This window comes from Ferrovibrio sp. MS7 (genome assembly GCF_038404985.1).
Taxonomy (GTDB): Bacteria; Pseudomonadota; Alphaproteobacteria; order Ferrovibrionales; family Ferrovibrionaceae; genus Ferrovibrio; species Ferrovibrio plantarum.
The window spans coordinates 849,284-872,340 of record NZ_JBBKBA010000002.1 but is presented as its reverse complement, the minus strand read 5'-3'; the positions used below and the strand labels follow the sequence as shown (position 1 = coordinate 872,340).

At 63.4% G+C, this 23,057-nt stretch carries 21 protein-coding genes; 15 read left to right on the top strand and 6 right to left on the bottom strand.

Annotated elements, in window-relative coordinates; genetic code table 11:
• Positions 1–7: 7 nt before the first annotated feature.
• The 5 genes from V6B08_RS17360 to V6B08_RS17340 are packed head-to-tail and all read right to left on the bottom strand — an operon-like array spanning position 8 to position 6,531.
• Positions 8–3,400 carry a molybdopterin cofactor-binding domain-containing protein gene (locus V6B08_RS17360; RefSeq protein ID WP_341983192.1) on the bottom strand — a complete coding sequence of 1,131 codons (3,393 nt, stop codon included), beginning with the start codon at positions 3,398–3,400 and terminating at the stop codon, positions 8–10.
• On the bottom strand, positions 3,397–3,861 hold the full coding sequence (locus tag V6B08_RS17355; RefSeq protein WP_341983190.1) for a (2Fe-2S)-binding protein: 465 nt from the start codon (positions 3,859–3,861) through the stop codon (positions 3,397–3,399). The genes V6B08_RS17360 and V6B08_RS17355 overlap by 4 nt, the downstream gene beginning before the upstream one ends.
• Positions 3,858–4,784, bottom strand: coding sequence for a DUF1177 domain-containing protein (locus V6B08_RS17350; protein ID WP_341983188.1), 927 nt, complete (start codon positions 4,782–4,784; stop codon positions 3,858–3,860). The genes V6B08_RS17355 and V6B08_RS17350 overlap by 4 nt, the downstream gene beginning before the upstream one ends.
• A 25-nt stretch (positions 4,785–4,809) precedes the next feature.
• Entirely contained in the window at positions 4,810–5,817 is a 1,008-nt protein-coding gene (locus V6B08_RS17345; RefSeq protein WP_341983186.1) for an LLM class flavin-dependent oxidoreductase, read from the bottom strand.
• Positions 5,818–5,823: 6 nt separating this feature from the next.
• Complete coding sequence (locus tag V6B08_RS17340; RefSeq protein ID WP_341983184.1) at positions 5,824–6,531, bottom strand: GntR family transcriptional regulator; 708 nt, start codon at positions 6,529–6,531, stop codon at positions 5,824–5,826.
• A gap of 278 nt (positions 6,532–6,809) precedes the next feature.
• Between V6B08_RS17340 and V6B08_RS17335 the strand changes: the two genes are divergently transcribed.
• The 10 genes from V6B08_RS17335 to V6B08_RS17290 all read left to right on the top strand — a co-directional run bounded on the left by V6B08_RS17335 (position 6,810) and on the right by V6B08_RS17290 (position 16,629).
• A complete protein-coding gene (locus V6B08_RS17335; protein ID WP_341983182.1) occupies positions 6,810–7,970 on the top strand; it encodes an ABC transporter ATP-binding protein in 1,161 nt (386 codons plus the stop codon).
• Positions 7,967–8,674 carry a dipeptidase PepE gene (gene pepE, locus V6B08_RS17330; protein ID WP_341983180.1) on the top strand — a complete coding sequence of 236 codons (708 nt, stop codon included), beginning with the start codon at positions 7,967–7,969 and terminating at the stop codon, positions 8,672–8,674. Before V6B08_RS17335 ends, pepE begins: the two co-directional genes overlap by 4 nt.
• Before the next feature lie 10 nt (positions 8,675–8,684).
• Complete coding sequence (locus V6B08_RS17325) at positions 8,685–9,557, top strand: FAD binding domain-containing protein (RefSeq protein WP_341983178.1); 873 nt, start codon at positions 8,685–8,687, stop codon at positions 9,555–9,557.
• On the top strand, positions 9,554–10,036 hold the full coding sequence (locus V6B08_RS17320) for a (2Fe-2S)-binding protein (protein WP_341983176.1): 483 nt from the start codon (positions 9,554–9,556) through the stop codon (positions 10,034–10,036). Before V6B08_RS17325 ends, V6B08_RS17320 begins: the two co-directional genes overlap by 4 nt.
• Before the next feature lie 72 nt (positions 10,037–10,108).
• A complete protein-coding gene (locus V6B08_RS17315) occupies positions 10,109–11,131 on the top strand; it encodes an extracellular solute-binding protein (RefSeq protein WP_341983174.1) in 1,023 nt (340 codons plus the stop codon).
• A 33-nt stretch (positions 11,132–11,164) separates the two neighbouring features.
• A complete protein-coding gene (locus V6B08_RS17310) occupies positions 11,165–11,998 on the top strand; it encodes an ABC transporter permease (RefSeq protein WP_341983172.1) in 834 nt (277 codons plus the stop codon).
• Positions 11,995–12,795 carry an ABC transporter permease gene (locus tag V6B08_RS17305; RefSeq protein ID WP_341983170.1) on the top strand — a complete coding sequence of 267 codons (801 nt, stop codon included), beginning with the start codon at positions 11,995–11,997 and terminating at the stop codon, positions 12,793–12,795. Before V6B08_RS17310 ends, V6B08_RS17305 begins: the two co-directional genes overlap by 4 nt.
• Positions 12,796–12,831: 36 nt before the next feature.
• Positions 12,832–15,099, top strand: coding sequence for a xanthine dehydrogenase family protein molybdopterin-binding subunit (locus tag V6B08_RS17300; protein ID WP_341983168.1), 2,268 nt, complete (start codon positions 12,832–12,834; stop codon positions 15,097–15,099).
• Positions 15,100–15,109: 10 nt separating this feature from the next.
• Entirely contained in the window at positions 15,110–15,730 is a 621-nt protein-coding gene (locus V6B08_RS17295; RefSeq protein ID WP_341983166.1) for a flavin reductase family protein, read from the top strand.
• 92 nt (positions 15,731–15,822) lie between these two features.
• Positions 15,823–16,629: a short-chain dehydrogenase/reductase gene (locus V6B08_RS17290; protein ID WP_341983164.1), complete on the top strand. Its 807-nt coding sequence runs from the start codon at positions 15,823–15,825 to the stop codon at positions 16,627–16,629.
• On the opposite strand, the gene V6B08_RS17285 is transcribed toward V6B08_RS17290, so the two are convergent.
• Positions 16,626–17,423 carry an enoyl-CoA hydratase/isomerase family protein gene (locus V6B08_RS17285; RefSeq protein ID WP_341983162.1) on the bottom strand — a complete coding sequence of 266 codons (798 nt, stop codon included), beginning with the start codon at positions 17,421–17,423 and terminating at the stop codon, positions 16,626–16,628. The two genes, V6B08_RS17290 and V6B08_RS17285, sit on opposite strands and share 4 nt — an antisense overlap.
• 112 nt (positions 17,424–17,535) lie before the next feature.
• Between V6B08_RS17285 and V6B08_RS17280 the strand changes: the two genes are divergently transcribed.
• The 5 genes from V6B08_RS17280 (at position 17,536) to V6B08_RS17260 (ending at position 23,043) form a co-directional block, all read left to right on the top strand.
• Positions 17,536–18,204, top strand: coding sequence for a TetR/AcrR family transcriptional regulator (locus V6B08_RS17280; protein WP_341983160.1), 669 nt, complete (start codon positions 17,536–17,538; stop codon positions 18,202–18,204).
• A 266-nt stretch (positions 18,205–18,470) separates the two neighbouring features.
• On the top strand, positions 18,471–19,607 hold the full coding sequence (locus V6B08_RS17275) for an ABC transporter substrate-binding protein (RefSeq protein ID WP_341983158.1): 1,137 nt from the start codon (positions 18,471–18,473) through the stop codon (positions 19,605–19,607).
• A gap of 72 nt (positions 19,608–19,679) precedes the next feature.
• Complete coding sequence (locus tag V6B08_RS17270) at positions 19,680–20,579, top strand: branched-chain amino acid ABC transporter permease (RefSeq protein ID WP_341983156.1); 900 nt, start codon at positions 19,680–19,682, stop codon at positions 20,577–20,579.
• 5 nt (positions 20,580–20,584) lie between these two features.
• Entirely contained in the window at positions 20,585–22,333 is a 1,749-nt protein-coding gene (locus V6B08_RS17265) for a branched-chain amino acid ABC transporter ATP-binding protein/permease (protein ID WP_341983520.1), read from the top strand.
• Positions 22,333–23,043 carry an ABC transporter ATP-binding protein gene (locus V6B08_RS17260; protein WP_341983154.1) on the top strand — a complete coding sequence of 237 codons (711 nt, stop codon included), beginning with the start codon at positions 22,333–22,335 and terminating at the stop codon, positions 23,041–23,043. The genes V6B08_RS17265 and V6B08_RS17260 overlap by 1 nt, the downstream gene beginning before the upstream one ends.
• Positions 23,044–23,057: the final 14 nt, after the last annotated feature.

Here is a 23,057-nt window from a genome sequence, read left to right as displayed (position 1 = left end):
GCCTCATTCAGGCGCGCGCCGCGATGGCGCTGGTGATGGCGCGCTCGGTCAGATTGACCAGCAGGTGGGTCTTATGGGTGTTGTCGCGCAATGGCAGGCTGCCATGCACGGCGAGTTCCGCTGCCTGCCTGATCGCCGCGGCATTGGGCTTGCCGGCAGCCAGCAGGGCGCGTTCAGTGGCCGTGGCGCGGATCGGCAGCGGTGCCACGGCGCCGAGCGAAATGCGCACGTCGTTCAAGTGGCCGCCATCCCAGCCTAGCCGCACCGCCACCGAGGCTTCGGCGAAATCGCTGCGGCGCACGGCGAATTTCTCGAAGGCATGGCTGGTGCCGCGCGGCAGCGGCAGTTCGAAGCGCAGGATGGCTTCATCGGCGGCAACGCAGGAAAGCCCGGACCAATGGTAGAAGTCGGCCATCTTCACCCGGCGCTCGCCGCGGGGCCCAAGGATCACGGCGGTGGCATCCAATGCCGTGAAGATCGGCGCCAGGTCGGCCGGGCAGGGCGCAGCGCAACGCTTGGCGCCGAGAATCGAATGGAAGCGTGAATTGCCCTGCACGGCGAAGCAGGGGCAGGTGGTGCCGCCGAGCTTGTAGCAGGGGAAGGCGCTGCGGAAGAACCAGCAGCGTTTTTCCTGGCAGAGATCGCCGGCGACGGTGGCGACACTGCGGATCTGCGGCGTGGCAATCAGTTCCACGCCCTCGGCCAGCATCGGCAGCAATTCGTGCACCAGGCCGGAGCCAGTGATTTCCGCCAGCGGTGTCGCGGCGCCAATAAGCAGCACGTCATCGGCTTGCGTTATACCGCGCAAAGCCGCCAGGCGTGAGGCATCGACCAGCAGGTCGGTATCGTAGATGCCCTGGCGCAGGCCAACGAACAAATCCGTGCCGCCGCCCAGAATGCGCGCCTTGCGGCCCGGCTGGCTGAGTGCGGCCAGAAGACCATCGACATCGCGCGGTGTCATCACGTCAGGCTTCACACCGGTTTTCGGCAGTTTGGCAAACTTGGTGCCCACCTTGCGCAACACCGGGAACACCGCGTCGGGATAGGCTGCGCGCACCGTGGCGACTTCCAGATTGTAGGGCCGCTTCCATGGCTTCAGCGCCAGCGTGCGGCCTTCCTTTTCAACGAGCTGCGGCAGCACGCGGTCCGGGCTCATCGGCAACTGCTTGAAGCGGATGCCGGTGGCGTGCGCCACGGCATTGGCGATGGCGGCGATGGTGGCGTTGATCGTTGGTTCCGCACCGGCCTTGGCGCCGAGCGGGCCCTCCGGATCGTTGGTCTCGATCAGCGCGATCTCGATCGGGGCTGAATCGCCGATGCGCGGCACTTTGTAGTCGAGGAAGGAGGCGTTCACCGGCCGGCCTTCCTCGAAGATCAATTCTTCCTGCAGGGCCATGCCGATGCCCTGCACAATGCCGCCATAGATCTGCCCCTCCATGGCAGTGGGATTGAGCGCGCGACCGACATCCTGGGCGGCGACGATCTTCAGGATCGTCACCTTGCCGGTGGCGGGATCGACTTCCACTTCCACGGCCTGGGCGCCGAACACATAGGTGGCGGCATAATTGCCGATGCCGGTAGCCGGATCGGGGCGTTCGCCGGGCGTTGAATAGCGCGCCTCGGCATCCAGCGGCGCGCAGAGCGCGGCCACTTCGGCGATGCTGGCGCTGCGCATCGGATCGGCCAGTGTCACCCGGCCATCGGCAAAGCTCAGATCGTCAGGATTGCAGTTCCAGTGCCGGCCAAGCTGCTCGGCGATCTTGCGCTGCAGGGCCTGGCCGGCGCGCAGGGTGGCATTGCCGGAAACGAAAGCGACGCGCGAGGCAGCGCTGCCAAGATCGGGCGGCGCCGCATCGGTATCCATGTGCGAGACGCGTACCAGTTCGCTCGGCACGCCGAGGCCCTCGGCGGCGAGCTGGGCCAGCGTGGTATTCTGCCAGGTACCGGCATCGGCGGTCTGGGTGTGCACCACGAATTCGCCGTTGCGCAGCAGCTCGACGCGGCTGTTGGCATAATTGCCTTCCTGGTAGATCACGCCGCCGCTGGGATGAATCATCGCCGCGATGCCGACGCCGCGATACTTGCCATCATGCAGGCCGGAGGTTTTGCGCTTCTCGTCCCAGCCGATGCGGCGGGCCACTTCGGCCAGGCAATCGGACAGGCCGCAACTGCTGATCTTCCAGCCTAGCGGCGTCACGTCGCCGCTGCGATTGGCTTGTGCTAAGCGGTATTCCAGCGGATCGCGGCCCAGGCGCTCGGCGATCTGGTCCATATGGCTTTCGATAGCCCAGATGGTCTGCGGCGCACCCATGCCACGATACTGGCCGCCCGGTACCTTGTTGGTATAGACGAGGTCGCAATCGTAATGCGCGGTCTTCACCCGGTAGAGGCAGGTGGTGCGCTGGCGCGAGGCGCCGACATAGGTGGGCGCATAGGCGGTATAGGCGCCATTGTCGATCTGCAATGAGGTCGAGCGGCCGAGGATGGTGCCATCGGCCGCAACCGCCGTGCGGATGCGGATGCGCTTGGCATGGTCGGTCTTGCCGCTGATGAATTCCTCGCGGCGGTCCAGCAGCAACCGTACCGGGCGGCCGGTGGCGACCGAAAGCCGCGCGGCCAGGGCTTCCTGCTCACAGATCTTCGATTTGCCGCCGAAACCACCGCCGACCTCGACGCCCCGGATATGCACGCGTTCGACCTCAAGGCCGAGCACATGGGCCACTTCCTTGCGGATGAAATACGGTGCCTGGGTGGCGGTCCACAGTGTCAGGTCGCCGCTATTCGCCTCGAAACTCGCCACCGTGGCATTGGTTTCCATGCAGGCGGGCACCACCACGCCATGGCTGAATTCATCCTCGAAGACATGGGCGGCTTCGGCGAAAGCCTGGTCGATGGCACCGTAATCGCAGCGGAAGCGGATCGCCAGGTTACGGCCGCCGGCCATATTGGCTGCTTCATGCAGCGCCGGTGCATCTTCCGCCAGCGCGGCTTCCGGCGTCAGCAATGCGGGCAGCGGTTCATAGCTGACGCGGATCAGGCGCAGGGCCTGCTGCGCCAGTTCCATGCTGTCGGCGGCCACGGCGGCCACTTCCTCGCCCTGGAAACGCACCACATCGACCGCCAGCGGAAAGCGGTCGGCATAGCTGCCGCCAAGCTGCTGGTAGCGCCGGCCGGGGAAATCGGCGGCGGTGATCACTGCATGGATGCCGGGCAGGGCGCGTGCTGCCGAGGTGTCGATCTCCAGAATGCGGGCATGGGCATGTGGGCTGCGCAGCACCGCCGCTGTCAGCATGCCGGGCAGGCTGATATCATGAGTGAAGCGGGCTTCGCCGCGCACGCGCTGCTTCGCACCCTTCTGCGGGATGCGGCGACCGACTTCGCGCGGCAACACCTGCATCATACGGCGCCCCGCTCTGCCACGCTAAGCACTGCCGCAATGATCTGGCGATAGCCGGTGCAGCGGCAGATATTGCCGGTGAGGCCATGTATCACATCGGCCTCGGTCGGCTGTGGATTGCGTGCCAGCAGGGCGCAGGCCGCCATGATCATGCCGGCGGTGCAGAAGCCGCATTGCGTTGCGCCGTGATCGATGAAGGCCTGCTGCAGGGCATTCAGTCGCCCGGCATCGGCCAGGCCCTCAATGGTGGTGATCTCGCCATCAGCGGCGCGATAGACCGGATAGAGGCAGGAGCATACCGCCTGGCCATCGAGCCAGACGGTGCAGGCGCCGCATTCGCCATTGCCGCAGCCGATCTTGGTGCCGCGCAGGCCAAGCTGCTCGCGCAGCACGCGGGCCAGCGGGGTCAACGGCTCGGCATCGACACCGTGTTCCTGGCCGTTGACCTGCAAAGTCAGATTCACGGAATAGCTTTCCCCGCTGTCTGCAGATGCTGCATCGAGCCATAGAGCGCCTGCAGGCGATCAAATTCGGTTTCGTCATGGAAGGCGCAGATGCCGCGCCCGAGATTCTTCGCCACTTCAATCGAGAAGCGTACCGATTTCTCGATATCGTCGAGTTGTGTCGCACCGGTGGCGCTGCCAGGAACCGCCACGCGCGCCGTCACCGCCACGCCTACCACCGGTTTGTCGGTATAGACCGAGGGCTGCAGGATCGAGTTGATGTGGTAGAGGTTGTTGGCATAGGGCGTGATGTCCTGGGTGCTCAGCGGCATCACCACGGCAGGTTCGGCGGTGACGATTTCCAGGATGTCGGTCAGGTCGCGGCTGACGGGAAGGATATAGCCCTGGCGCACCGTCGGCGTGATGGCGATGCCCTTGTGGTTGACCACGCGGTTGCCGCGCGAGGTATCGATGCTCAGCACCGCATTCATGTCTGGGTGCAGTTCGGCGCGGCCGAGCTTCACGCGGTCCACCGGGGCCGACATGAAGGGCACCGGCTGATGCGGCCGGGTCGGCGCCGCCGGGCAGATATGGGTGGAGATGATCACATCGCCTTCCAGCCGGTCGCCCTTGGCCGCCATGGTGGCAAGCTTGGCGGCGGCGGCCACGGCGGCGATGGCGCCATCGGCATCGGAAACCATGCCGACCTGGGCCGGCCTGGCACCGATGCCGCCAAGCTTGCCGATGATGCCGAGTACCGGCGCAGCTTTATTGCGGCCTGGAATGCGGATCTGCATGAAATCGGTGTGATGCTTCTCCGAGGTCATGCGCTCGACGCGGATATCCTCGGCGCCCTGGCCACGCAGGAACTCGGCCACCGCCGGGCCATCGATCAGCGCTGAGTCCAGCAGCTCGAAAGCATCAATCACTTGCCGCATCGTCATGGCCGCTGCCCCTTGCTGCTGTCGCTCAGATGTCGCGCACGCTCGGCAGCACGTCGCTGCAGAACAGGGCCGTCATTTCAGGAATGCTCATGCCGGCGGCCGGGTAGGGCAGGACAATCACATTGTCGATGCCGCAGGCGCGGATGGCACGGATGCGGTCGATGCATTCCTGCGGCGTGCCGGAGATGGAAAGCTGTGCGGTGAGCGAGTCGCTTACCGTATCGCGCATCGCCTGATCGTATTCCGGCGAGCGTGCATAGCCGAAGCGCTCCAGTTCCTCGAGCAGACGCGGTGCGTTCTCGCCCAGAATCTCGAGCGCCTCCGGCGTGGAGCGGATGGTGCGGCCGATGGCCGGCTTCACCGCCGCGCGGGCGGCATCGCCGTCCTTCGACACCGAGGTATAGGCCCAGACGGCGATTTCCGGCCGACCACGATCCGGCGAGCGCTTTTTGATGCCCGCACTGATCTGGTCCTGTGCCGAGCCGAGGCCGCGTTCAGAGGTGAAATGGCCGATAATGACGCCTTCGGCCACTTCGCCGCCGAGCGCCAGCACCTTAGGGCCACGTCCGGCAATGTATACAGGGATCTGGCGCGGAGCCGTGAAATTGAGCTGGGCGGCCTTGGCATAAACCGGGCCTTCAAGCTGGGTGATGGCCTCGCCGGCCCAGAAGCGGCGGCAGAGGTCGATGGTCTGGCGCAAAGCCGTGGCCGGGGCATGGCGCTTGATGCCAAGCGCGTCGAAACCGCTGACGCCGGCGCCGATGCCGAGAATGGCGCGGCCGCCGGATAATTCATCCAGCGAGGCCATCCCGGCGGCAGTGAGCAGCGGGTGGCGGATGAAGGGATCGGTGACGCCGCTGCCCAAGCTCACCTTGCTGGTATTGGTAGCCAAGGCGGCCAGCGAAACGAAAACATCACGGAAAAAACGCTCGTCTGGTACCCAGAGCGAGAGATCGCTTTTTTCACATTCCTGGCCCAGGCGGATAAAATCCGTGAACGGCAGCTTCGGCAGAACGGCGATACCCAGCTTCATGATTTCTTACGCGGCCTCGGCGTCGGAGGATTTCTTGCCCTTGCTTGCGGACATGGCGTCGCGCCCATTGTCGAGCAGCAGGCCGACGGCGCGATGCAGATGCGCCCGCACGATGCGGTCAGCCTTGTCGCCATCACGCAATTCCAGCGCATCCACCAGGATTTCATGCTCGCGCACGAACTGGCGGCAGGCATCCAGGGTGTGGATCTGCATGTCTTCGTCGGTGAAGATGAATTCGCGCTGATTGTCGAAGGCCTGGATAATCCGCGGCGCGCGCGAGGCATGGGCCACGATCTGGTGGAATTCCAGATTCAGTTCGGCGCGGCGTCGGGTATCGGAAAGGTCGATCGCCATATTGGCGGCGACATTTTCGCGCAGGCGCTGGATTTCGGCATTGGTGATGTTCTCGGCCGCCAGCCGCGCCGCATAGCCCTCGATGGCGGCGCGCAGGTGATAGGCGTCGGCAAGATCCTGGCGCGGATCGGTCACGACATAACCGCCGCGTTCGGCGCTGCGGATCAGGCCGTCCTGCGCCAGCTTGGCCAGGGCCTCGCGCAGCGGCGTGCGGCTGACCCCCATGGCCTGCGAGAGATCCACTTCGATCAATCGGGTTTCCGGCGGAAGACTGCGATTCAGGATCGCCAGCCGCAGATTGCGGTAGACGCCTTTCCAGGTCGGCTCACGCCGGGGCAGCTTGAAGGTCTCTTCCAGCATTGATGTATCCAGAATGCAAATAGTGGTAGGGTTCTGTAACCGAGTTCGGCCATTATTATCATTGTTTTGAATGAGATAAAAGAGAAATGATGTGAATTTTCCTGTTTGACAATGAATACCGTATACAGGATAGTGCGTCGGCCTGCTGGCAATCGAGTAACGTCGGCGGGCATACAGGGCGATGCCGGCGCATCCGGTGACTGTGCTTTGTGGGGGTGGCGGTTGGCGGTAGCAGACCGGATTTCGAGCCAGGCGCGTTGGCGCCGTGGGGGCGGGCAATGAACGCCCCGTCGCTGGAGGGCGCGTCGCTCAGCATCGGCAATACCGGTGCCGATGGCCGTGCCATTGTTCCCGTTGATGTGAATATCGACAGTATATCTGTCGCCTATGGCGACACGATGCCGGTGCGCGACCTTTCGCTGCATGTCCGGCGTGGCGAATTCCTCTCGCTGCTCGGCCCCAGCGGCTGCGGCAAGACCACCACCTTGCGCGCCGTGGCCGGCTTCGTGATGCCGGCAGCCGGCGATATCCGCATCGGCGGCCAGTCAGTGATCGGTGTGCCGCCGAACCGGCGCAATATCGGCATGGTCTACCAGGATTATGCCCTGTTTCCGCATATGACCGTGGCCGAGAATATCGCCTTCGGCATGAAGATGCGGTCGGTGCCCAAGGCCGAGATCGCGCCGCAGGTGCAGCGCATCCTGGGCCAGCTTCAACTCGCTGCCCTGGGCCACCGCTATCCATCGCAGCTTTCCGGCGGCCAGCAGCAGCGTGTCGCGCTGGCGCGTGCGCTGGTCTTCAACCCGTCGGTGCTGCTGCTGGATGAACCGCTGGCGGCCCTGGACAAGCAGTTGCGCGGCGACATGCAGTTCGAATTGCGCGAATTGCAGCGCCGTTTCGGCATCACCACGATCTTTGTCACCCACGACCAGGAAGAAGCACTGTCGCTCTCCGACCGCATCGCGGTGCTGAGCCAGGGCGCCATCCTGCAGGTTGATACGCCGCGTCAGGTCTATGATTTCCCGGCGCATCGCTTCGTGGCTGAATTCATCGGCACCGCCAATATGCTGTCCGGCCGGGTTGTCGGTCGTGGCGATGGCGCCAGCCGGATCGAACTGGATGGTGTGGCTGGCACCTTCGCCCAGGCCGGCCAGCACGGCGATGGTGCGGTGCAGCTTCTGCTACGGCCCGAACGCATCCAGATCGCGCCGGCCGCCGCGCCGTTGCCGGCGGGGCGCAATGCCATGCGCGGCAAGGTGGTCAATTCCGTCTTTGTCGGCACCACGATCAAGTATCAGGTCGGCCTGGGTGGCGACCTGCTGCTGCGTGTTGATGCGCCGGCCGATCTGCACACGCCGGCAATGGCTGGCGATGAAGTGACGCTTGCCTGGCGTCCGGAGGATGCCCGGCTGTTCCGCGATGATCGGCTTGAAACATGATTCGCGCGCTGCTGATCAGCAATTCAGGCCGTCCTTTCCTGCAGGAATATCTGCCCGAGATTGCTGATTTTCTCGGCCCCGTGCGCCGACTCGGCTACATCACCGCCGCGCGCTTAGGTGATGCCGAGAGCCGCTATGCTGCCGCCGCCGATGCCTTGCGTGGTATCGGCGTGGTGGCCGAGCATTTCCAGGCCGATGCCGCGTTGCCGGCACGGATCGAGGCGGCAGAGGCGGTGTTCGTCGGTGGCGGCAACACCTATGCCTTGCTGCAGCGGCTGCGCGAATGCGGCGCGCTTGTGGCACTGAATGCACGCGTGCGTCGCGGCATGCCCTATATCGGCACCAGCGCCGGCAGCAACATTGCCGGCTTCAACATCCTCTGCACCAATGACTGGAATGTGGTGGGCGCCACCCGCTTCGATGCCATGGGCCTGGTGCCCTGGACGCTCAATCCGCATTACCTGGAAACCGATCCGACCATGGCGCCGGGCAGCGAAACCCGCGATGACCGTATCCGCGAGTACCATGCGGTGAATGCCAACCCGGTGCTGGGCGTGGAGGAATCCACCGCGATCCGCATTGAGCAGGGTAGTGCCAAAGTGGTGGGCCGTGGCCGTGCCAAGCTGTTCCGGCGTGGCCAGCCGCCGCATTGGCTGACTGCCGGCGAAAGCCTGCCGCTCGACCTGCGCGCGGCGGCAGAGTGAGGCGGGCGCAATGACGGCGATGGCCTTCGATTATTCCGAACCGCAGAGCATCGCCGAGGGTATTGCGCTGGCCGGCCGGTTCGGGCCTGCGGCCAGTTTCATCGCCGGCGGCACCGATCTGGTGATCCAGATGCGGCGCAAGTCACGCCAGCCGAGCCATGTCATCAGCCTGCAGGCTTTGGATGAACTGAAGCAGATCGAGCGCGACGGCGACAACGTGACGCTCGGCGCGTTGCTGACGCATAAGCAGCTCGAAGACTATTTCGCGGCCGAGCCAGCCATGCTGGGCCTGATCGAAAGTGCGCGCGTCATCGGTGGCCACCAGGTGCGCAATGCCGGCACCATCGGCGGCAATATCTGCAATGCCTCGCCGGCGGCGGACCTGTTGCCACAGCTTCTCACGTTGGGCGCCGAGGTGGAGCTTGCCGGACCGGCTGGCCGACGCTGGCTGAAGCTCAACGATTTCCTGCTCGGGCCGGGTCGCACCGCGCGAGCCCAGGATGAATTGCTCACCCGGGTGCGTTTCGCCATGCCGGGCAAGAGCGGTGCCACCGCCTTCATCAAGGCCGGTCGTCGTCGCGCCATGGAGATTTCTCTGATCTCCGTGGCGGTGCGGATTGTTGGCGCTAGCACCTCGGATTACGGCCAGGTCGCCATCGCCATCGGCGCTGCGGCACCGGTGGCCTTCCGCGCCAGCGAAGCCGAAGCATTGCTGCACCGCCAGCCACGCGATCCAACTTTGCTGAAGCGGGCAGGCGAAGCGGCGGCGGCCCAGGCCACACCGCTCAGCGATGTGCGGGCTTCCGCCGATTATCGCCGCCGGCTGATCGCCGCACTGGTGCCGCGCGCCGTCATGGCCTGTCTGGAAAGGTTGGCGCCATGAGTCGCCACGCCCTGTCTCTCACCATCAACGGCGAGCGCTACGACGCGGAGATTCCCGCCGGCATGTCACTGCTGGAATTGCTACGCGAGGAATTCGGCCTCACCGGCACCAAGACCAACTGCCTGGAAGCGGAATGCGGCGTCTGCACCGTGCTGCTGGATGGCAAAGCGGTGAATTCCTGCATCACCCTGGCGCTGCAATGCCAGGGCAGTTCCGTCACCACCATCGAAGGATTGGCGCAGGGCGGCGAACTGCATCCGCTGCAGCTGGCCTTCATCGAGGGCGGCGCGGTGCAATGCGGCTATTGTATTCCCGGCATGCTGCTCAGCGCCAAGGCTTTGCTGGACGCCAATCCGCTGCCTGACGAGGCGGCGATCCGCGAGGGCCTCGCCGGCACGCTCTGCCGTTGCACTGGTTATCAGAAAATTGTCGATGCCGTCGGGCGCGCCGCCCGCCAGATGGCACAGGTGCGACCATAAAGCGTCGAAGGGACGAACAGGGATTGTAGGACAACAACCAGTATTCGCCGATAGCAACAAAGGAGCAGGGCCATGAAGGGGACAACGATGATCAAGAAATTCGCGCTGGCGGCCGCATTGGCCGGCATGACGTTCAGTTTCGGCGCCACGGCGCAGGAAAAGCCGCTGGTCTTCATGACCTGGGGCGGCGTGTGGCAGCAGACCTTCGAGAAGCTGGCCAAGGATTACGAGGCAATGACCAAGCAGCCGGTCAGCGTCGTGGCCCAGGGTGCCGGCGAGGCAGGCGTTGCCCGTCTCATCGCCCAGAAGGCGAAGCCCGAGGTGGATATCTGGTCCACCAACATGATCAACTACCAGCGCGCGGTGAAGGAAGGCGTGATAGTGCCGATCGACAAGGCGCGCATCCCTAACACCGCCAATATTAATGCGCCGCTGATCTTCTCCCATGGCGTTACCGCCTGGGTGTCGCTGCGCGGCATCTTCTATCGCAAGGATCTGGTGCCGTTCGAGCCGACCAAGTGGGAAGACCTGTGGGACCCCCGCCTGAAGGGCAAGATCGGCGCGCCGGCGGCCAGCTTCGATCCGGGTTACTTCCCCACCATGGCGGCCTTGCTGGCCGGTGGCAGTGAAAAGAACCTGGCGCCGGGCTATGCCAAGCTGAAGACGCTGCGGCCCAGCATCGTCACTTTCTTCACCAACAACGTGCAGTCGATCCGCCTGCTCGAAGCCGGTGAAGTCGGCCTGATCGCCTGGGGTGTGCTGCCGAACGTGATCAGCTATATCAAGCCGGGCAGCAATTACGGTTTCGTGGTGCCGAGCAAGCCGCTGCTGGTGGCGGAAACCCCGCTCACCATCGTCGCCGGCCCGCGCGTCAAACAGTCCGAGGATTTTGTCAACTTCCTGCTCTCCGAGCCGGTGCAGGCACAGCTTGCCGAAGCCTTCGGCGCGCTGCCGGCCAACAAGAAGGCCAAGGGCCCGGAAGTGGTGCAGTCGATCCTGAGCAATCTGGACGGCGCCTATCCGATGGATTACGGCCACATGGCCGACAATATGTCGACCATCATCAGCCAGTATGACCGTGAAGTGATCCAGTAAGGTGAATATGAGCGTCGCGAAGGAGGAGATTTAATGCGCTGGAATTTGCGGCCCCTGCTGCTTGTCGGCCCGGCCCTCATCCTGCTGGTCTTCTTCTTTGCGGCGCTCACCACTGTGCTGTCGCTGAGTATGCGTAATGCTGCCGGCGATTTCACTCTTGCCAATTTTGTCAGCTTCGCCGCTGATGGTCATTTCCGCACCTACCTGTGGCGTTCGGTGCGTATAGCCAGCTATGTCACGCTGATCGTGCTGCTGGCTGGCTACCCCATCGCTTATGTGATGAGCCGGGGCAGCCGCCGCTTCGCCACTTTCATCACCCTTACCTTGGCGATCCAGTTTTTCTCGATCTATGTCGTGAAGATGTATGGCTGGATGCTGATGCTCGGCAACAATGGCGTGATCAATCGTGGCCTCAAGGCAATGGGCCTGATCGATGCGCCGGTAAAGCTGATGTATAATGAACTCGGCGTTGCCATCGGCCTGTTCGCCTCGGCGCTGCCGTTGATGGTATTCCCGATCAGCTCGGTGCTGCAGAATGTCAGTAGCCGCTATGAAGAGGCTGCGCGCAGCCTTGGCGCCACGCCGCTGCAGGCCTTCCTGCGCGTCACCCTGCCGCTCAGCGCGCCCGGCGTGGTCGGCGGCACCGTGCTCTCCTTCGTCTTCTGCTTCACAGCCTACCTGACGCCGTCGCTGCTCGGCGGCAGCATCTTCAAGATGATTGGCAACCTGATCTACGACCAGGCCATTGTCGGCTTCAATTACGCGCTGTCCGGCACGGCTGCCGTGGTCACACTGCTGATCAGCCTGACGGTGGTATTCGGTATCAACAGTATCGGCGCACGTTTGCTGCCGGGAGGCAACCGATGAGGAGCGCCGTGAATAGCAGCGATCCGCTCTATCGTGTCAGCACGGTGATTGCTGTGGTGGTCCTGCTGTGGATCACGGCGCCGCTGGTCATCACTTTCTTCAGCGCCTTCAGTTCCACCACCCGTGCCACATTCCCGCCGGATGGATTCTCGCTGAAATGGTTCGAGAATGTGTTCAATCAGCCGGATTTCAAGCTGCCCTTCTACCGCTCGATTGCGCTGGCGTTGATTTCCGGCGTCTGTGCCATGACGCTCGGCACCTTGTCGGCCCTGGCGCTCACCCGCTACCGCTTCCGTGGCCGCGAAGCCATAGACGCGGTGCTGATGTCGCCGCTGATCGTGCCGCAGGTGATTGTCGGCCTGTCCTTCCTGATCTTTGCCGCCCGCACCGATTTCATCGAGAAATCCACCAATCTGGTAATCCTGCATTGCGTGCTGACCCTGCCTTACGCCGTGCGCGTGATCCGCGCCTCGCTGGCCCGGATCAGCCCGACGCTGGAAGAGGCGGCTGTCGGGCTTGGCGCCTCGCCGTTCAAGGCTTTCTTCCTCGTCACGCTGCCGCAGATCAAGACCGGTATCTTCGCCGCCAGCTTCTTCTGTTTCGTGGTGTCGTTCGACAACTTCACCGCGACGGCCTTTCTGTCGCAAAGCAACTCCACCCTGCCGGTGGAAATCTACTTCTATATCGAAAGCCGCGTCGATCCGACGGTTTCGGCCATCGCGGCGCTGATGATGATCGGCACCACCGCCTTCGTGCTGCTGATCGACCGTATGGTGGGTGTGAAACGGATTACCTGAGCCGCGCCGCGGTTTGGGCCAGGCAGCGAGGCAGTGATGGCGTCTGATTACAAGGTGGTGGGCAAGTCCCTGCCGCGCTTCGATGCAATGGGCAAGGTGACGGGCCGCGCAATCTACGGCACGGATTTTGCCCTGCCTGGTATGCTGCATGGCAAACTCTGCCGCAGCACGGTGCCGCATGCCCGCATCCGTGCCCTGCGCCTGGATAAAGCACGCCAGATGCCCGGCGTGCGCGCCATCGTCACGGCGGCGGATGTGCCCTGTGCGCGCTATGGCTCCTTCATCAAGGATATGGAGGTATTCGCCCTCGATACCGTACGCCATGTCGGCCAGCCGATTGCCGGCGTGGTGGCGCGTAGCGCCGCCGAGGCAGAAGCTGCCGCTGCGGCTATCGAGATCGAGTATGAGCCGCTGCCGGCGGTATTCGATGTCGAAGTGGCTTTGCAGGCCAATGCGCCGCTGGTGCATCCGGATTTGCTGGGATACCAGGCGATGCCGACCGTGCTGCGCCAGGGCAATGTATCGAACCAGTCGCTGCTGTCGGTCGGTGACATCGAAGCCGGCTTTGCTGCTTCGGATCATATTTTCACCAACCGCTTCACCACCAACATGGTGCATCCCGGCTATACCGAGCCGCGCGCCGCAGTGGCGCAGTGGGATCGCGATGGGCGCTTTACAGTCTGGTCCAACACGCAGTTGCCCTTTGAGGCGCAAAGCACGCTGGCCGAAATCCTGAAAGTGCCGGCGGCCCAGGTGCGGGTGATCTGCACCGTGATCGGCGGCGGTTTCGGCGGCAAGCTGCGCCTTGGGGTCGAGCATTATGTCGCGGTGATGGCGAAAGCCTGCGGCCGGCCGGTGAAGATGGTGACCACCACCGAAGAAGAGATGGCCACCGCCTATTCGCGCCAGCCGGTGGTGATCGAACTGAAAACCGGCGTCAGCCGAGACGGTCGGATTCTGGCAAAGCAGGGCCGCATCATTGTCGATACTGGGGCCACGTCCGGCTCCGGCGTCGGTGTCGGTTCCAGCTCTGCCCTGATCCTGGCTGGTCCCTACCGCATTCCGAACATCTCCATCGAGGGCCTGGCGGTCTACACCAACAAGGCGCCGACCGGCTCGTTCCGCGCGCCTTCCGGGCCGCAGGCGAATTTCGCCGTCGAATCGCAGATGGACATTATCGCCGCCGGCATCGGCCTGGATCCGCTGGAATTCCGCCTGCGCAATATCCTGCGCGATGGCGATACGGCGCCGAACGGCCAGGTGGTGGCCAAGGTCAGCCTGGAGGAATGCCTGCGCAAGGCCGCCGATGCCATTGGCTGGTCGCAGCGCCGTGACGGCAACGGACGTGGCAAGGGCCTAGCCTGCGGCTGGTGGACCACAACCTCCGGCTCTTCGGGCGTCTATGTCAAGATCAACCCCGAAGGTAAGGTGGTGATGAATACCGGCTGTGCCGAAATCGGCACCGGTGCGCTCACCGGCGCCGCCCAGGTGCTGGCCGAAGCATTGGGTGTGAAGCTTGATGATATCGATATCGTCAGCGCCGACAGCACCGCGACGCCGTTCGACCATGGCGCCCAGGGCAGCCGCACCGCCTTTGCGGTCGGCAATGCCTGCATCAATGCCGTGGAGAAACTGCGCCAGCAGATATTCCAGGCGGCGGCGCCGAAGCTCGGTGTGCCTGCCGAAGGCCTCAGTCTGGTTGATGGCGTGGTCAGCGGCGGCGACAAGTCGATCACGCTGGCGGAAATCGCCAAAGCGCTGCAATTATCCGGCGGCGGCCTGATTGCCCATGGCACCTTCATCGCGCCGCCGACGCCCTACGATCCGAAGCGCGGCCGCAACCTGGTGATCACCACGCTGAATTCGCCGAGCTTCCATGCCCATGCCGTGGATGTCTCGGTCGATCAAGAGACCGGCGAAATCCAGATCAATGACTATGTCGTGGCGCAGGATGTCGGCTTCGCCATCAACCCGCTCTATATCGAGGGCCAGATCGAGGGCGGCGTGATGCAGGGTATCGGCCAGGCCTTGTCGGAAGAGATCGTCTACCGCGACGGCCATGTGGCGAATGCCAACCTCACCGATTACAAGATGCCGACGGCAATGGACGCACCGCGCGTGCGCTCCATCCTGGTGGAATGTCCGAGCGAGGTCGGCCCCTTTGGCGCCAAGGGCGTGGGCGAGCCGCCGGTGATCGAACCGCCGGCGGCTCTAGCAAATGCGGTGGCTGCCGCTGCCTGCCGTGTTTCGGACCTGCCGATCACCGCCGAGAAGGTGGTGCGGCATATGGCGATGGCGAGCTGAGGGGTAGACAATGCGTATCCTGCCGAGCGATATCGATCGCGACCAGACCTACAAGCTGCTTACCGGCGTGGTGGTGCCGCGGCCGATTGCCTGGGTCACTTCTTTGAGTGAAGCCGGCCATGTCAACCTGGCGCCGTTCAGTTGCTTCACCTTTGTTTCCAGCGAACCGCCGATGCTCGGCATCAGCATCGGGCGCGGTGACAAGCTGCGACTCAAGGATACCGCCCGGAATATCCGCGAGCGCGGCGAATTCACTGTCAATATCGCCAATGACAGTATGATCGCCACAGTGCATGCCAGCTCGTTCGAGTACCCCACCGAGGTGAGCGAGGTGGAGGAGCTGGGCCTGGCCACGTTGCCCGGCGAATGTATCGCGGCGCCGCGCCTGCGCGATGTGCCGGTCAGCCTGGAATGCCGCTTCAGCCAGTTGATCGAGTTCGGCACCGCCTGCACTGAGTTCCATGTCGGCGAGGTGGTCTGCTTCCATATTCGCGACGATCTCTATGAAAGCGGCAAGATCCGCACCGAGCGGCTGCAGCCGATCTGCCGCATCGCCGGGCCGAATTACGCGCAGCTCGGGCCGATCGTCAGCCAGAGCGGCGGTGCCTGGGGGCCTCGCCCCAAGAGTTGATACTGAGCTGGCACTCTTTCCTGTTTCCTGCCGAGCGCGCTATATAGCCGCATGACGCTTGTCGCCGAATGCGGCGGGCGCTGGGAGGGAACATGGATCTGCAATTGCGTGGGCGCCGCGCCCTGATCACCGGCGGCTCCAAGGGTATCGGCCTGGCGACGGCCAGGGTTCTAGCCGAAGAGGGCTGCGATCTGCTGCTGGTCGGGCGATCGGGCGCGGCATTGGCTGGGGCGCAGCAGGCGCTGCATGCGCGCTATAATGGCCGGGTTGAAATCATCGCCGCCGATGTCGGGGCGCCGGGTGTGGCGGAGCAGTTGGCGGCAGATGCCGGGCATCTGGATATCCTGATCAACAATGCCGGCAGCATTCCGGGTGGCGACCTGCTGGCGGTGGATGAGCCGACCTGGCGTGCCGCCTGGGACCTCAAGGTCTTTGGCTATATCAACCTTACGCGCGCGGTTTATCGCGCCATGGCGGCGCGGCGCCAGGGTACCATCCTCAATGTCATCGGCATGGCCGGCGAGCGGCCGGATGGCCCCTATATCGCCGGCAGCACCGGCAATGCCGCGCTGATGGCTTTCACCCGTGCGCTCGGCGGCGAAAGTGTGGAGCAGGGTATCCGGGTGCTGGCAGTCAATCCCGGCCTGGTGGCGACGGATCGTCTGGTCAGCTTGTTGAGACCGCGGGCCGCCGACGTGCTGGGCGATGCCGAACGCTGGCAGGAGTTGCTCGATTTCCTGCCCATCGGACGCGCCGCGACGCCGGAAGAAATCGCCGATGTGGTGGCCTTCATGGTCTCCGAGCGCGCCGCCTATGTTAGCGGCACGGTCGTGACCGTGGATGGCGGCTTCACCGGGCGCGGCAATATCTGGGGACCGCGCCCGCCGAAACGCGGCTAACGGCCGATAAAGCGCGCCTCGCGCTTCTCGCGGAAGCTGTCGGTGCCTTCCTTGATATCGGCGGTGTCGCCGAGGTCACGGAAGGAGCGCGACTCGAAACGCAGCCCATCCTCCGGTGGCCGCCCCAGGCTGCGCAGCATCACTTCCTTGCCGAAGCGCTGCGCCAGCGGGCCACGGCTCGCCAGCTTCGCGGCATATGCCATGGTTTCCTCCAGCAGCTTCTCCGCCGGCAATACGCGGTTGACCAGGCCGATGCGTAGCGCATGTTCGGCATCGATGCGGTCGCCAGAGAGGAACATCTCCATCGCATTGCCAAGGCCGATGATATAGGGCAAGCGGATCAATGCCCCATCGCAAGGATGGAAGCCCCATTTCACATCCTGGATGGCGAATGCCGCATTCGGTGAGGCAAAGCGGATATCGCAGGCCAGTGCGATCTCGAAGCCGCCGGAGATAGCGAAGCCGTTCACCGCCGCCACGATTGGCTTGAAGATCTCCAGGCCACGGGTGATGCCGCCGATGCCAAGCCCGTTGGTGTAGCGCTCGCGGAAAGCCGGCTGTGGGCTGGTGCCGAAATTCATCGTGTAGGTCTTGAGGTCGGCGCCGGCGCAGAAGGCCTTGTCGCCGGCCCCGGTGAGTACCGCGACCCGAGCTTCCTGGTCGGCATCGAAACGCTGAAATGCCTCCACCAGCGCATCATTCGCGGCAAAATCGAGGGAGTTCATCTTCGCCGCGCGGTTGATGGTGATCAGCCGAACCGCGCCGTGGCTTTCATACAGGATATCGTCGGACATGATGTTTCCTCCGTTTTTATTCTGTCCAGGGGGCGCCATCCTGGCGAATAGACAGCGTGCTGCCAAGGCTTTATGGTCCGCAGAACAAGAACCGATAAGAGTGGCAGGCGGCATGGCGGGTAAGAAGACCTGGGGGAATGTGGTGCCGGATCCGGCACAGCGGCATCAGCTCAAGCGTGATGTTTTGATCAAGAAGGCGGCCGATGCTTTCCGCCGCCAGGGCTTTCATACCACGTCGATGGCGGATATCGCCGCCACGCTCGGCGTCACAAAAGCCGCGCTCTATCGCTATATTTCCAGCAAGGAAGAGATCCTCTACATCCAGCATTGCCACACCATGGATCTGGGTGAGGCGGCGCTACGCCACGGCAAGCGCCACGGCAAGGACGGCCTGGAAAAGACCCTACTGGCCCTGCATCATTTCCTCGCCACCTATGCCGATAGCAGTATCACCGGCGGCGCGCTGACTGATCTGGAAGCATTGCAGACCGACCAGCGCCGTGAAATCACCCGCCGCCGCGATCATTTCGAGCGCACCTTGCGTGGCTTCGTCACCGAAGGCATTGCTGATGGCAGCATACGGGAGTGCGACCCGCGCATGACGATCCTTACCATCATGGGATCGGTGAACTGGCTGTCGCGCTGGTATAATCCGAAGGGCGCATGGAGCGCCCGCGAAGTCGCTGATGGCATGGTGGAAGTCTTTGCCGCCAGTCTGCGTGCACCGCAAAAAGCCGTCGCCCAACCGGCGCGCAAGCCGACACTCAAGCGCAAGAAATAGCACGAATACCGGATTAAGGGTTGTGTGACTGAATGGCGCCGCGCCATTCAGTCGATGCGGCAGGCTGATTCCATTTGCATACGCCCGGTACTCCGCGCCGTAGCGCACATATAACGCCATGCTGCGTCGCACCAAATATTGTTCGAAGATTCCGATTGCTTTCTTCAAGAACCATAATTTACGCTTGGTGAACCACGGTTCACTTTCAGGAAGCGGTTGCGTTCCCCTGGATTTGCCACCGATGGCATAAAACGGAGGAAACGGGAATGAGCAAGGCGCTGAGCCTTTCCGCGGCGGGTATTGCCGCGCTTTCGATGTGGATGAGTGCTGCCGATGTTCGCGCCGAGACAGTGCGGATCGGCGCGGTGCAGGGCCTGAGCGGTGCCCCGGCAATCGTCGATTTCGGCGAGTCGTATCTCCAGGGCAACGAGATGGCGCTCAAGGAATACAACGCCGCCAACCCGAAGCATAAGATCGAATTCATCGTCTATAACGACGAAGCGAATCCGCAGCGTGCGGTGTCGCTGGTGCAGCGCCTGATCGCCAATGACAAGGTTTCGGCGGTGATCGGCACTGTGAACAGCGGCAATGTCGCGGCTTTTGCGCCGATGCTGCAGCAGGCCAAGATTCCGCTGATGGCCGGCCCGGCCATTGCCACCGACATCACGGCGAAATTCATCGACCAGTCGCCGAGCTTCATCTACCGCTGCTCGATGGTGGAGAAATTCCAGATCGACGCGATGCTCGATTGGGGCGTGAAGTCGTTCAAGAAAGTCGGCCTGCTGCATGGCACCAATGGCTACGGCATGTTTGCCGCAGGTGAAGTGCAGAAGGGCATGAAGGAGCGGGGCATGGAGCTGGTGGCCGTGGAAAGCGGCGCGCCAAATGTCACCGACCTGACGCCGCAGATGCTGAAGCTGAAGAATGCCGGTGCCGAGCTGGTGCTGCTGTTCCACGACAGCCTGGAACTGGTCTACCGTTCCATGCCGAAGATCGACTACAAGCCGGTGATTGCCGGCAACTGGGGCCTGTCGTCGCAGATGGTGCTCAACATTGTCGGCAAGGAAGCCATTGAAGGCACGGTGATGGGCCAGGCGCTCGATCTCGCCGATCCCAAGGCACAGGCTTTCGATACCAAAATGAAGGCCGAATATGGCGACAAGTACCGTTGGCCGGTGGTGGCCGCGCTGGGCTACGACGGCATGAAGCTGCTGCTGCAGGCCGTCGACAAGGCTGGCGCCGATCCGCTGAAGCTGCAGAAAGCGCTGGAGGATATCAACGACTTCAAGGCGGTGTCGGGCACTCCGGCAAAGCCGTTTGGCGCCAAGGACCATGAATGCCTCGATGCCGAGAACGTGTTCCTCGGTGTGTGGCGCAATGGCCGCGTGGTCAAGCTGAAGTAACCCTGGTGGGCGGTGTGTGCCGATTACGGCAGGCACCGCCCACTTCCGTTCCTGCGGTTCTGGCGTGGTGCGATGAAGTTCACTGATTTTACCCAGGTGCTGATTTCCGGCATCGCCATGGGCAGCCTCTATACCCTGATGGGGAAGGGGCTGCTGATCACATTTCTCACCACCCGTGCGCTGAATTTTGGCCAGGGCGATTTCCTTATGATCGCCTCCTTTGCCGCCATGGCGCTGCTGCTCGCTGGTTATCCGCTGCTGGCGGTGGTGCCGCTGGTGCTGTTGCTGCTGGTGGCTTTGGGTGTGCTGCTGGAACGCATCGCTATCAAGCCACTGGAGAAACAGCTCGCCGGCAGCGGCGGCAGTCTGGCATGGATTCTCACCACCATGGGCTTCGGCATGCTGTTGCAGAATGCCGCACAGCTCATCTGGGGCAAGTCGCGCTTCTACTCGCCGCCGCTCTTCTCGGCCGGCGACAAGAAGGTGGTGCAGGTATTCGGCGCCGGCTTCTACATGGAAGAACTGATTGTTGCCGGCATCGCCTTGCTGGTAGTGGCGGTGTTCTACTGGTTCCTGTTCCGCGCCCGCTGGGGCAAGGAAATCGCCGCCGTGTCGTTCGACAAGAGCACCGCAGCCCTGCTTGGCATCAATGTACGCCGTGCCGTGATCGGCTCCTATGCCATCATGGCGATGCTCGCCGCCACCTGCGGCATCCTGGCCGGCCCGATCACCACGGTGCAGGCACATATGGGCCTGCTGTTCATCCTCAAGGGTTTTGCCGTGGTCAGCATCGGCGGCTTCGTCAATCCGGTCGGCATCCTGATCGCCGGCATCGCCTTCGGCCTGGTGGAAGGCTTCTCGAACTATTTCGACTCTGCCTTTGGCGACCTCTATCCTTTCATCCTGGCCCTGGTGGTGCTGATCGTGAAGCCATCCGGTCTGTTCGGTGAAGCCAAGGCGGATGTGCGGTGAGTATCATGCGGCACCTGCGCTATATCATTGCCCTGATCGTCATTCTGGCCTTGCCCTATCTCGCGCCGAATGACTTCTTCATCCACCTCAGCACCGATATCGCGATCATTGCCATCGCCGCCATCGGCCTGAATATCCTGCTCGGCCTTTCCGGTCAGCTTTCGCTCGGCCAGGCCGGCTTCTTCGCGCTGTCGGCCTATGGCTCCGGTGTGCTGGCGACCAAACATGGCTGGCCGCTCTGGGCCAGCCTGCCGGTCGGTCTGATGCTGGCCGGCCTTGCCGGCGTGCTGCTCGGTCTTGTGGCTCTGCGGGCGCGGACGCATTACCTCGCCATGGTCACGCTGGCTTTTGGCTATATCGTCGAAATCCTGGCACAGCGCTGGGTCGATCTTACCGGCGGTTCAATGGGCCTGATCGGCGTGCCGCAGCTCAATTTCGGCGATTTCCGCAATGGCGCCACCTATTTCCTCTGGGCCATCGGTATCACCCTGCTGTTGGTGCAGATGGTCAACGACTACATCATGCAGTCGCGTATCGGCCGTAATCTGCATGCCATCAAGGAAAGCGAGAGTTTCGCGCTCACGGTCGGCATCAATGCCGCGCTCTGGCGTGCCGGCATTTTCGTTTTCGCCGCCCTGCTGGCTGGTCTGGCCGGCTTCTTCTTTGTGCATCAGTCCGGCTATATCAGCAGCGATGCCTTCGGTCTCGATCGCTCAATCTCGCTGCTGATTGCCGTGGTGATCGGTGGCCTGGGCCACCCCTATGGTGGCGTGGTCGGTGCGCTGATACTGGTGCTGTTGAACCAGCTCACCGCCGGCCTGTATGAGATTTCCTACTTCATCTTCGGCGGCATCCTGCTGGGCGTGATGCTGTTCTTCCCCGGCGGCGCCACTGGTGCCTTCGAATCCCTGCGCAAGCGTCTGTTGCCTAAGCGGGGAGCTGCACCGGCGCAGTCCGGCGAGGCGGAGCTGCCGCGTATCGAAGCAGCGAATAATGCCGGGCCAATCCTGGAACTGCGCAATGTCACCAAGTCCTATGCCGGCCTGGTGGCGGTGAATGATGTCTCGATCCAGGTGATGCCGGGCAGTGTACATGCCCTGATCGGCCCCAATGGCGCCGGCAAAAGCACGCTGATCAATGTCATCGCCGGGCTTTATGCCGCCAACAAGGGCAGCATCCTCTACCGGGGCACGGACGTGACCAGCCTGCCGGCGCATCGCCGCGCCGCGCATGGCCTTACCCGCACTTTTCAGAACCTGCAGCTTATCGGCACGCTTAGCGTGGCTGAGAATGTCATGCTCGGCCTCAGGCGCCGCCAGGGCATGGTAACGGGCTGGCTGCGCTGGCTGGTCAGCGGCGAGGAGGCGCGTGCCGAGCGCGCCGAGGCTCTGCGGCTGTTGGCCTTTTTCGGCATCGAGCGGTTTGCCGATTCGCTGCCGGGCGATCTCGCCTATGGCCACCGTAAACTTTGCGAACTGGCCCGCGCGCTGGCGCAGCAGCCGACCTTGCTGCTGTTGGACGAGCCGATTGCTGGCCTCAATGAAGGCGAAATGATTGAAATCATGGCGGTGATCCGCCGCTTGAAGTCGCTCGGGGTGACGATCCTGCTGGTCGAGCACAACATGACTTTCGTCATGGGCGTGTCCGACCGCGTATCGGTGCTGGATTACGGCCGCAAGATCGGCGAAGGCACGCCGGCCGAGGTGCAGCGCAACGAGGCGGTGATCACCGCCTATCTCGGGCAGGAGGCGTGATGAGCATTCTCAAAGCCCGCGACCTGCATGTTGCGATCGGCGAAAACACCATCCTGCATGGCATCGACCTGGAAATCGCCGCCGGCGCCCTGGTGGCGGTGGTTGGCGCCAATGGTGCCGGCAAGACCACGCTGCTGCGCGCCGTGTCGCGGCTGCTGCCGCTGCGCCAGGGCAGCCTGCATTTCGATGGCCGCGATATTGGTGCCGAACCGGCGCATCTGCTGGCCCGTTCCGGCCTGGTGCAAGTGCCGCAGGGGCGCCAGATCATCACCGGCCTCAGTGTCGAGGATAACCTGCGTATCGGCGCCGGCAGCCTTGGTCTGCAGGCCACAGAGATCGAGGAATTGCTCGAGCGCGAGTTTCAGCGCTTCCCGGTCTTGAAGCAGCGGCGCGGCATTCCCGGCGGTTCGCTTTCGGGTGGCGAGCAGCAGATGCTGGCCGTCTCCCGTGCGTTGATGATGAAGCCAAAACTGTTGATGCTCGACGAGCCCTCGCTCGGTCTGGCGCCGCAGATCGTGTCGCTGATCTTTGGCGCGCTGCGTGAACTTGCGGCGGCCGGCGTCACCATCCTGCTGGTGGAGCAGGTGGCCTTCATGGCGCTGAAGATCGCCGACCACGGCTATGTGTTGCAGAACGGCCGCATTGCGCTGTCCGGCCCGGCGCCGGACCTGCTGCGCGACCCCAAGCTGATCGAACGCTATCTCGGTTGATCCCCCCGGACGGA

What these genes read in the sequence shown, in the direction of transcription:
- V6B08_RS17360 (WP_341983192.1), bottom strand. Translation starts at nt 3,400, where the DNA reads ATGATGCAGGTGTTGCCGCGCGAAGTCGGTCGCCGCATCCCGCAGAAG.
- V6B08_RS17350 (WP_341983188.1), bottom strand. Translation starts at nt 4,784, where the DNA reads ATGACGATGCGGCAAGTGATTGATGCTTTCGAGCTGCTGGACTCAGCG.
- V6B08_RS17345 (WP_341983186.1), bottom strand. Translation starts at nt 5,817, where the DNA reads ATGAAGCTGGGTATCGCCGTTCTGCCGAAGCTGCCGTTCACGGATTTT.
- V6B08_RS17340 (WP_341983184.1), bottom strand. Translation starts at nt 6,531, where the DNA reads ATGCTGGAAGAGACCTTCAAGCTGCCCCGGCGTGAGCCGACCTGGAAA.
- V6B08_RS17335 (WP_341983182.1), top strand. Translation starts at nt 6,810, where the DNA reads ATGAACGCCCCGTCGCTGGAGGGCGCGTCGCTCAGCATCGGCAATACC.
- pepE (WP_341983180.1), top strand. Translation starts at nt 7,967, where the DNA reads ATGATTCGCGCGCTGCTGATCAGCAATTCAGGCCGTCCTTTCCTGCAG.
- V6B08_RS17325 (WP_341983178.1), top strand. Translation starts at nt 8,685, where the DNA reads ATGACGGCGATGGCCTTCGATTATTCCGAACCGCAGAGCATCGCCGAG.
- V6B08_RS17320 (WP_341983176.1), top strand. Translation starts at nt 9,554, where the DNA reads ATGAGTCGCCACGCCCTGTCTCTCACCATCAACGGCGAGCGCTACGAC.
- V6B08_RS17315 (WP_341983174.1), top strand. Translation starts at nt 10,109, where the DNA reads ATGAAGGGGACAACGATGATCAAGAAATTCGCGCTGGCGGCCGCATTG.
- V6B08_RS17310 (WP_341983172.1), top strand. Translation starts at nt 11,165, where the DNA reads ATGCGCTGGAATTTGCGGCCCCTGCTGCTTGTCGGCCCGGCCCTCATC.
- V6B08_RS17305 (WP_341983170.1), top strand. Translation starts at nt 11,995, where the DNA reads ATGAGGAGCGCCGTGAATAGCAGCGATCCGCTCTATCGTGTCAGCACG.
- V6B08_RS17300 (WP_341983168.1), top strand. Translation starts at nt 12,832, where the DNA reads ATGGCGTCTGATTACAAGGTGGTGGGCAAGTCCCTGCCGCGCTTCGAT.
- V6B08_RS17295 (WP_341983166.1), top strand. Translation starts at nt 15,110, where the DNA reads ATGCGTATCCTGCCGAGCGATATCGATCGCGACCAGACCTACAAGCTG.
- V6B08_RS17290 (WP_341983164.1), top strand. Translation starts at nt 15,823, where the DNA reads ATGGATCTGCAATTGCGTGGGCGCCGCGCCCTGATCACCGGCGGCTCC.
- V6B08_RS17285 (WP_341983162.1), bottom strand. Translation starts at nt 17,423, where the DNA reads ATGTCCGACGATATCCTGTATGAAAGCCACGGCGCGGTTCGGCTGATC.
- V6B08_RS17280 (WP_341983160.1), top strand. Translation starts at nt 17,536, where the DNA reads ATGGCGGGTAAGAAGACCTGGGGGAATGTGGTGCCGGATCCGGCACAG.
- V6B08_RS17275 (WP_341983158.1), top strand. Translation starts at nt 18,471, where the DNA reads ATGAGCAAGGCGCTGAGCCTTTCCGCGGCGGGTATTGCCGCGCTTTCG.
- V6B08_RS17270 (WP_341983156.1), top strand. Translation starts at nt 19,680, where the DNA reads ATGAAGTTCACTGATTTTACCCAGGTGCTGATTTCCGGCATCGCCATG.
- V6B08_RS17265 (WP_341983520.1), top strand. Translation starts at nt 20,585, where the DNA reads ATGCGGCACCTGCGCTATATCATTGCCCTGATCGTCATTCTGGCCTTG.
- V6B08_RS17260 (WP_341983154.1), top strand. Translation starts at nt 22,333, where the DNA reads ATGAGCATTCTCAAAGCCCGCGACCTGCATGTTGCGATCGGCGAAAAC.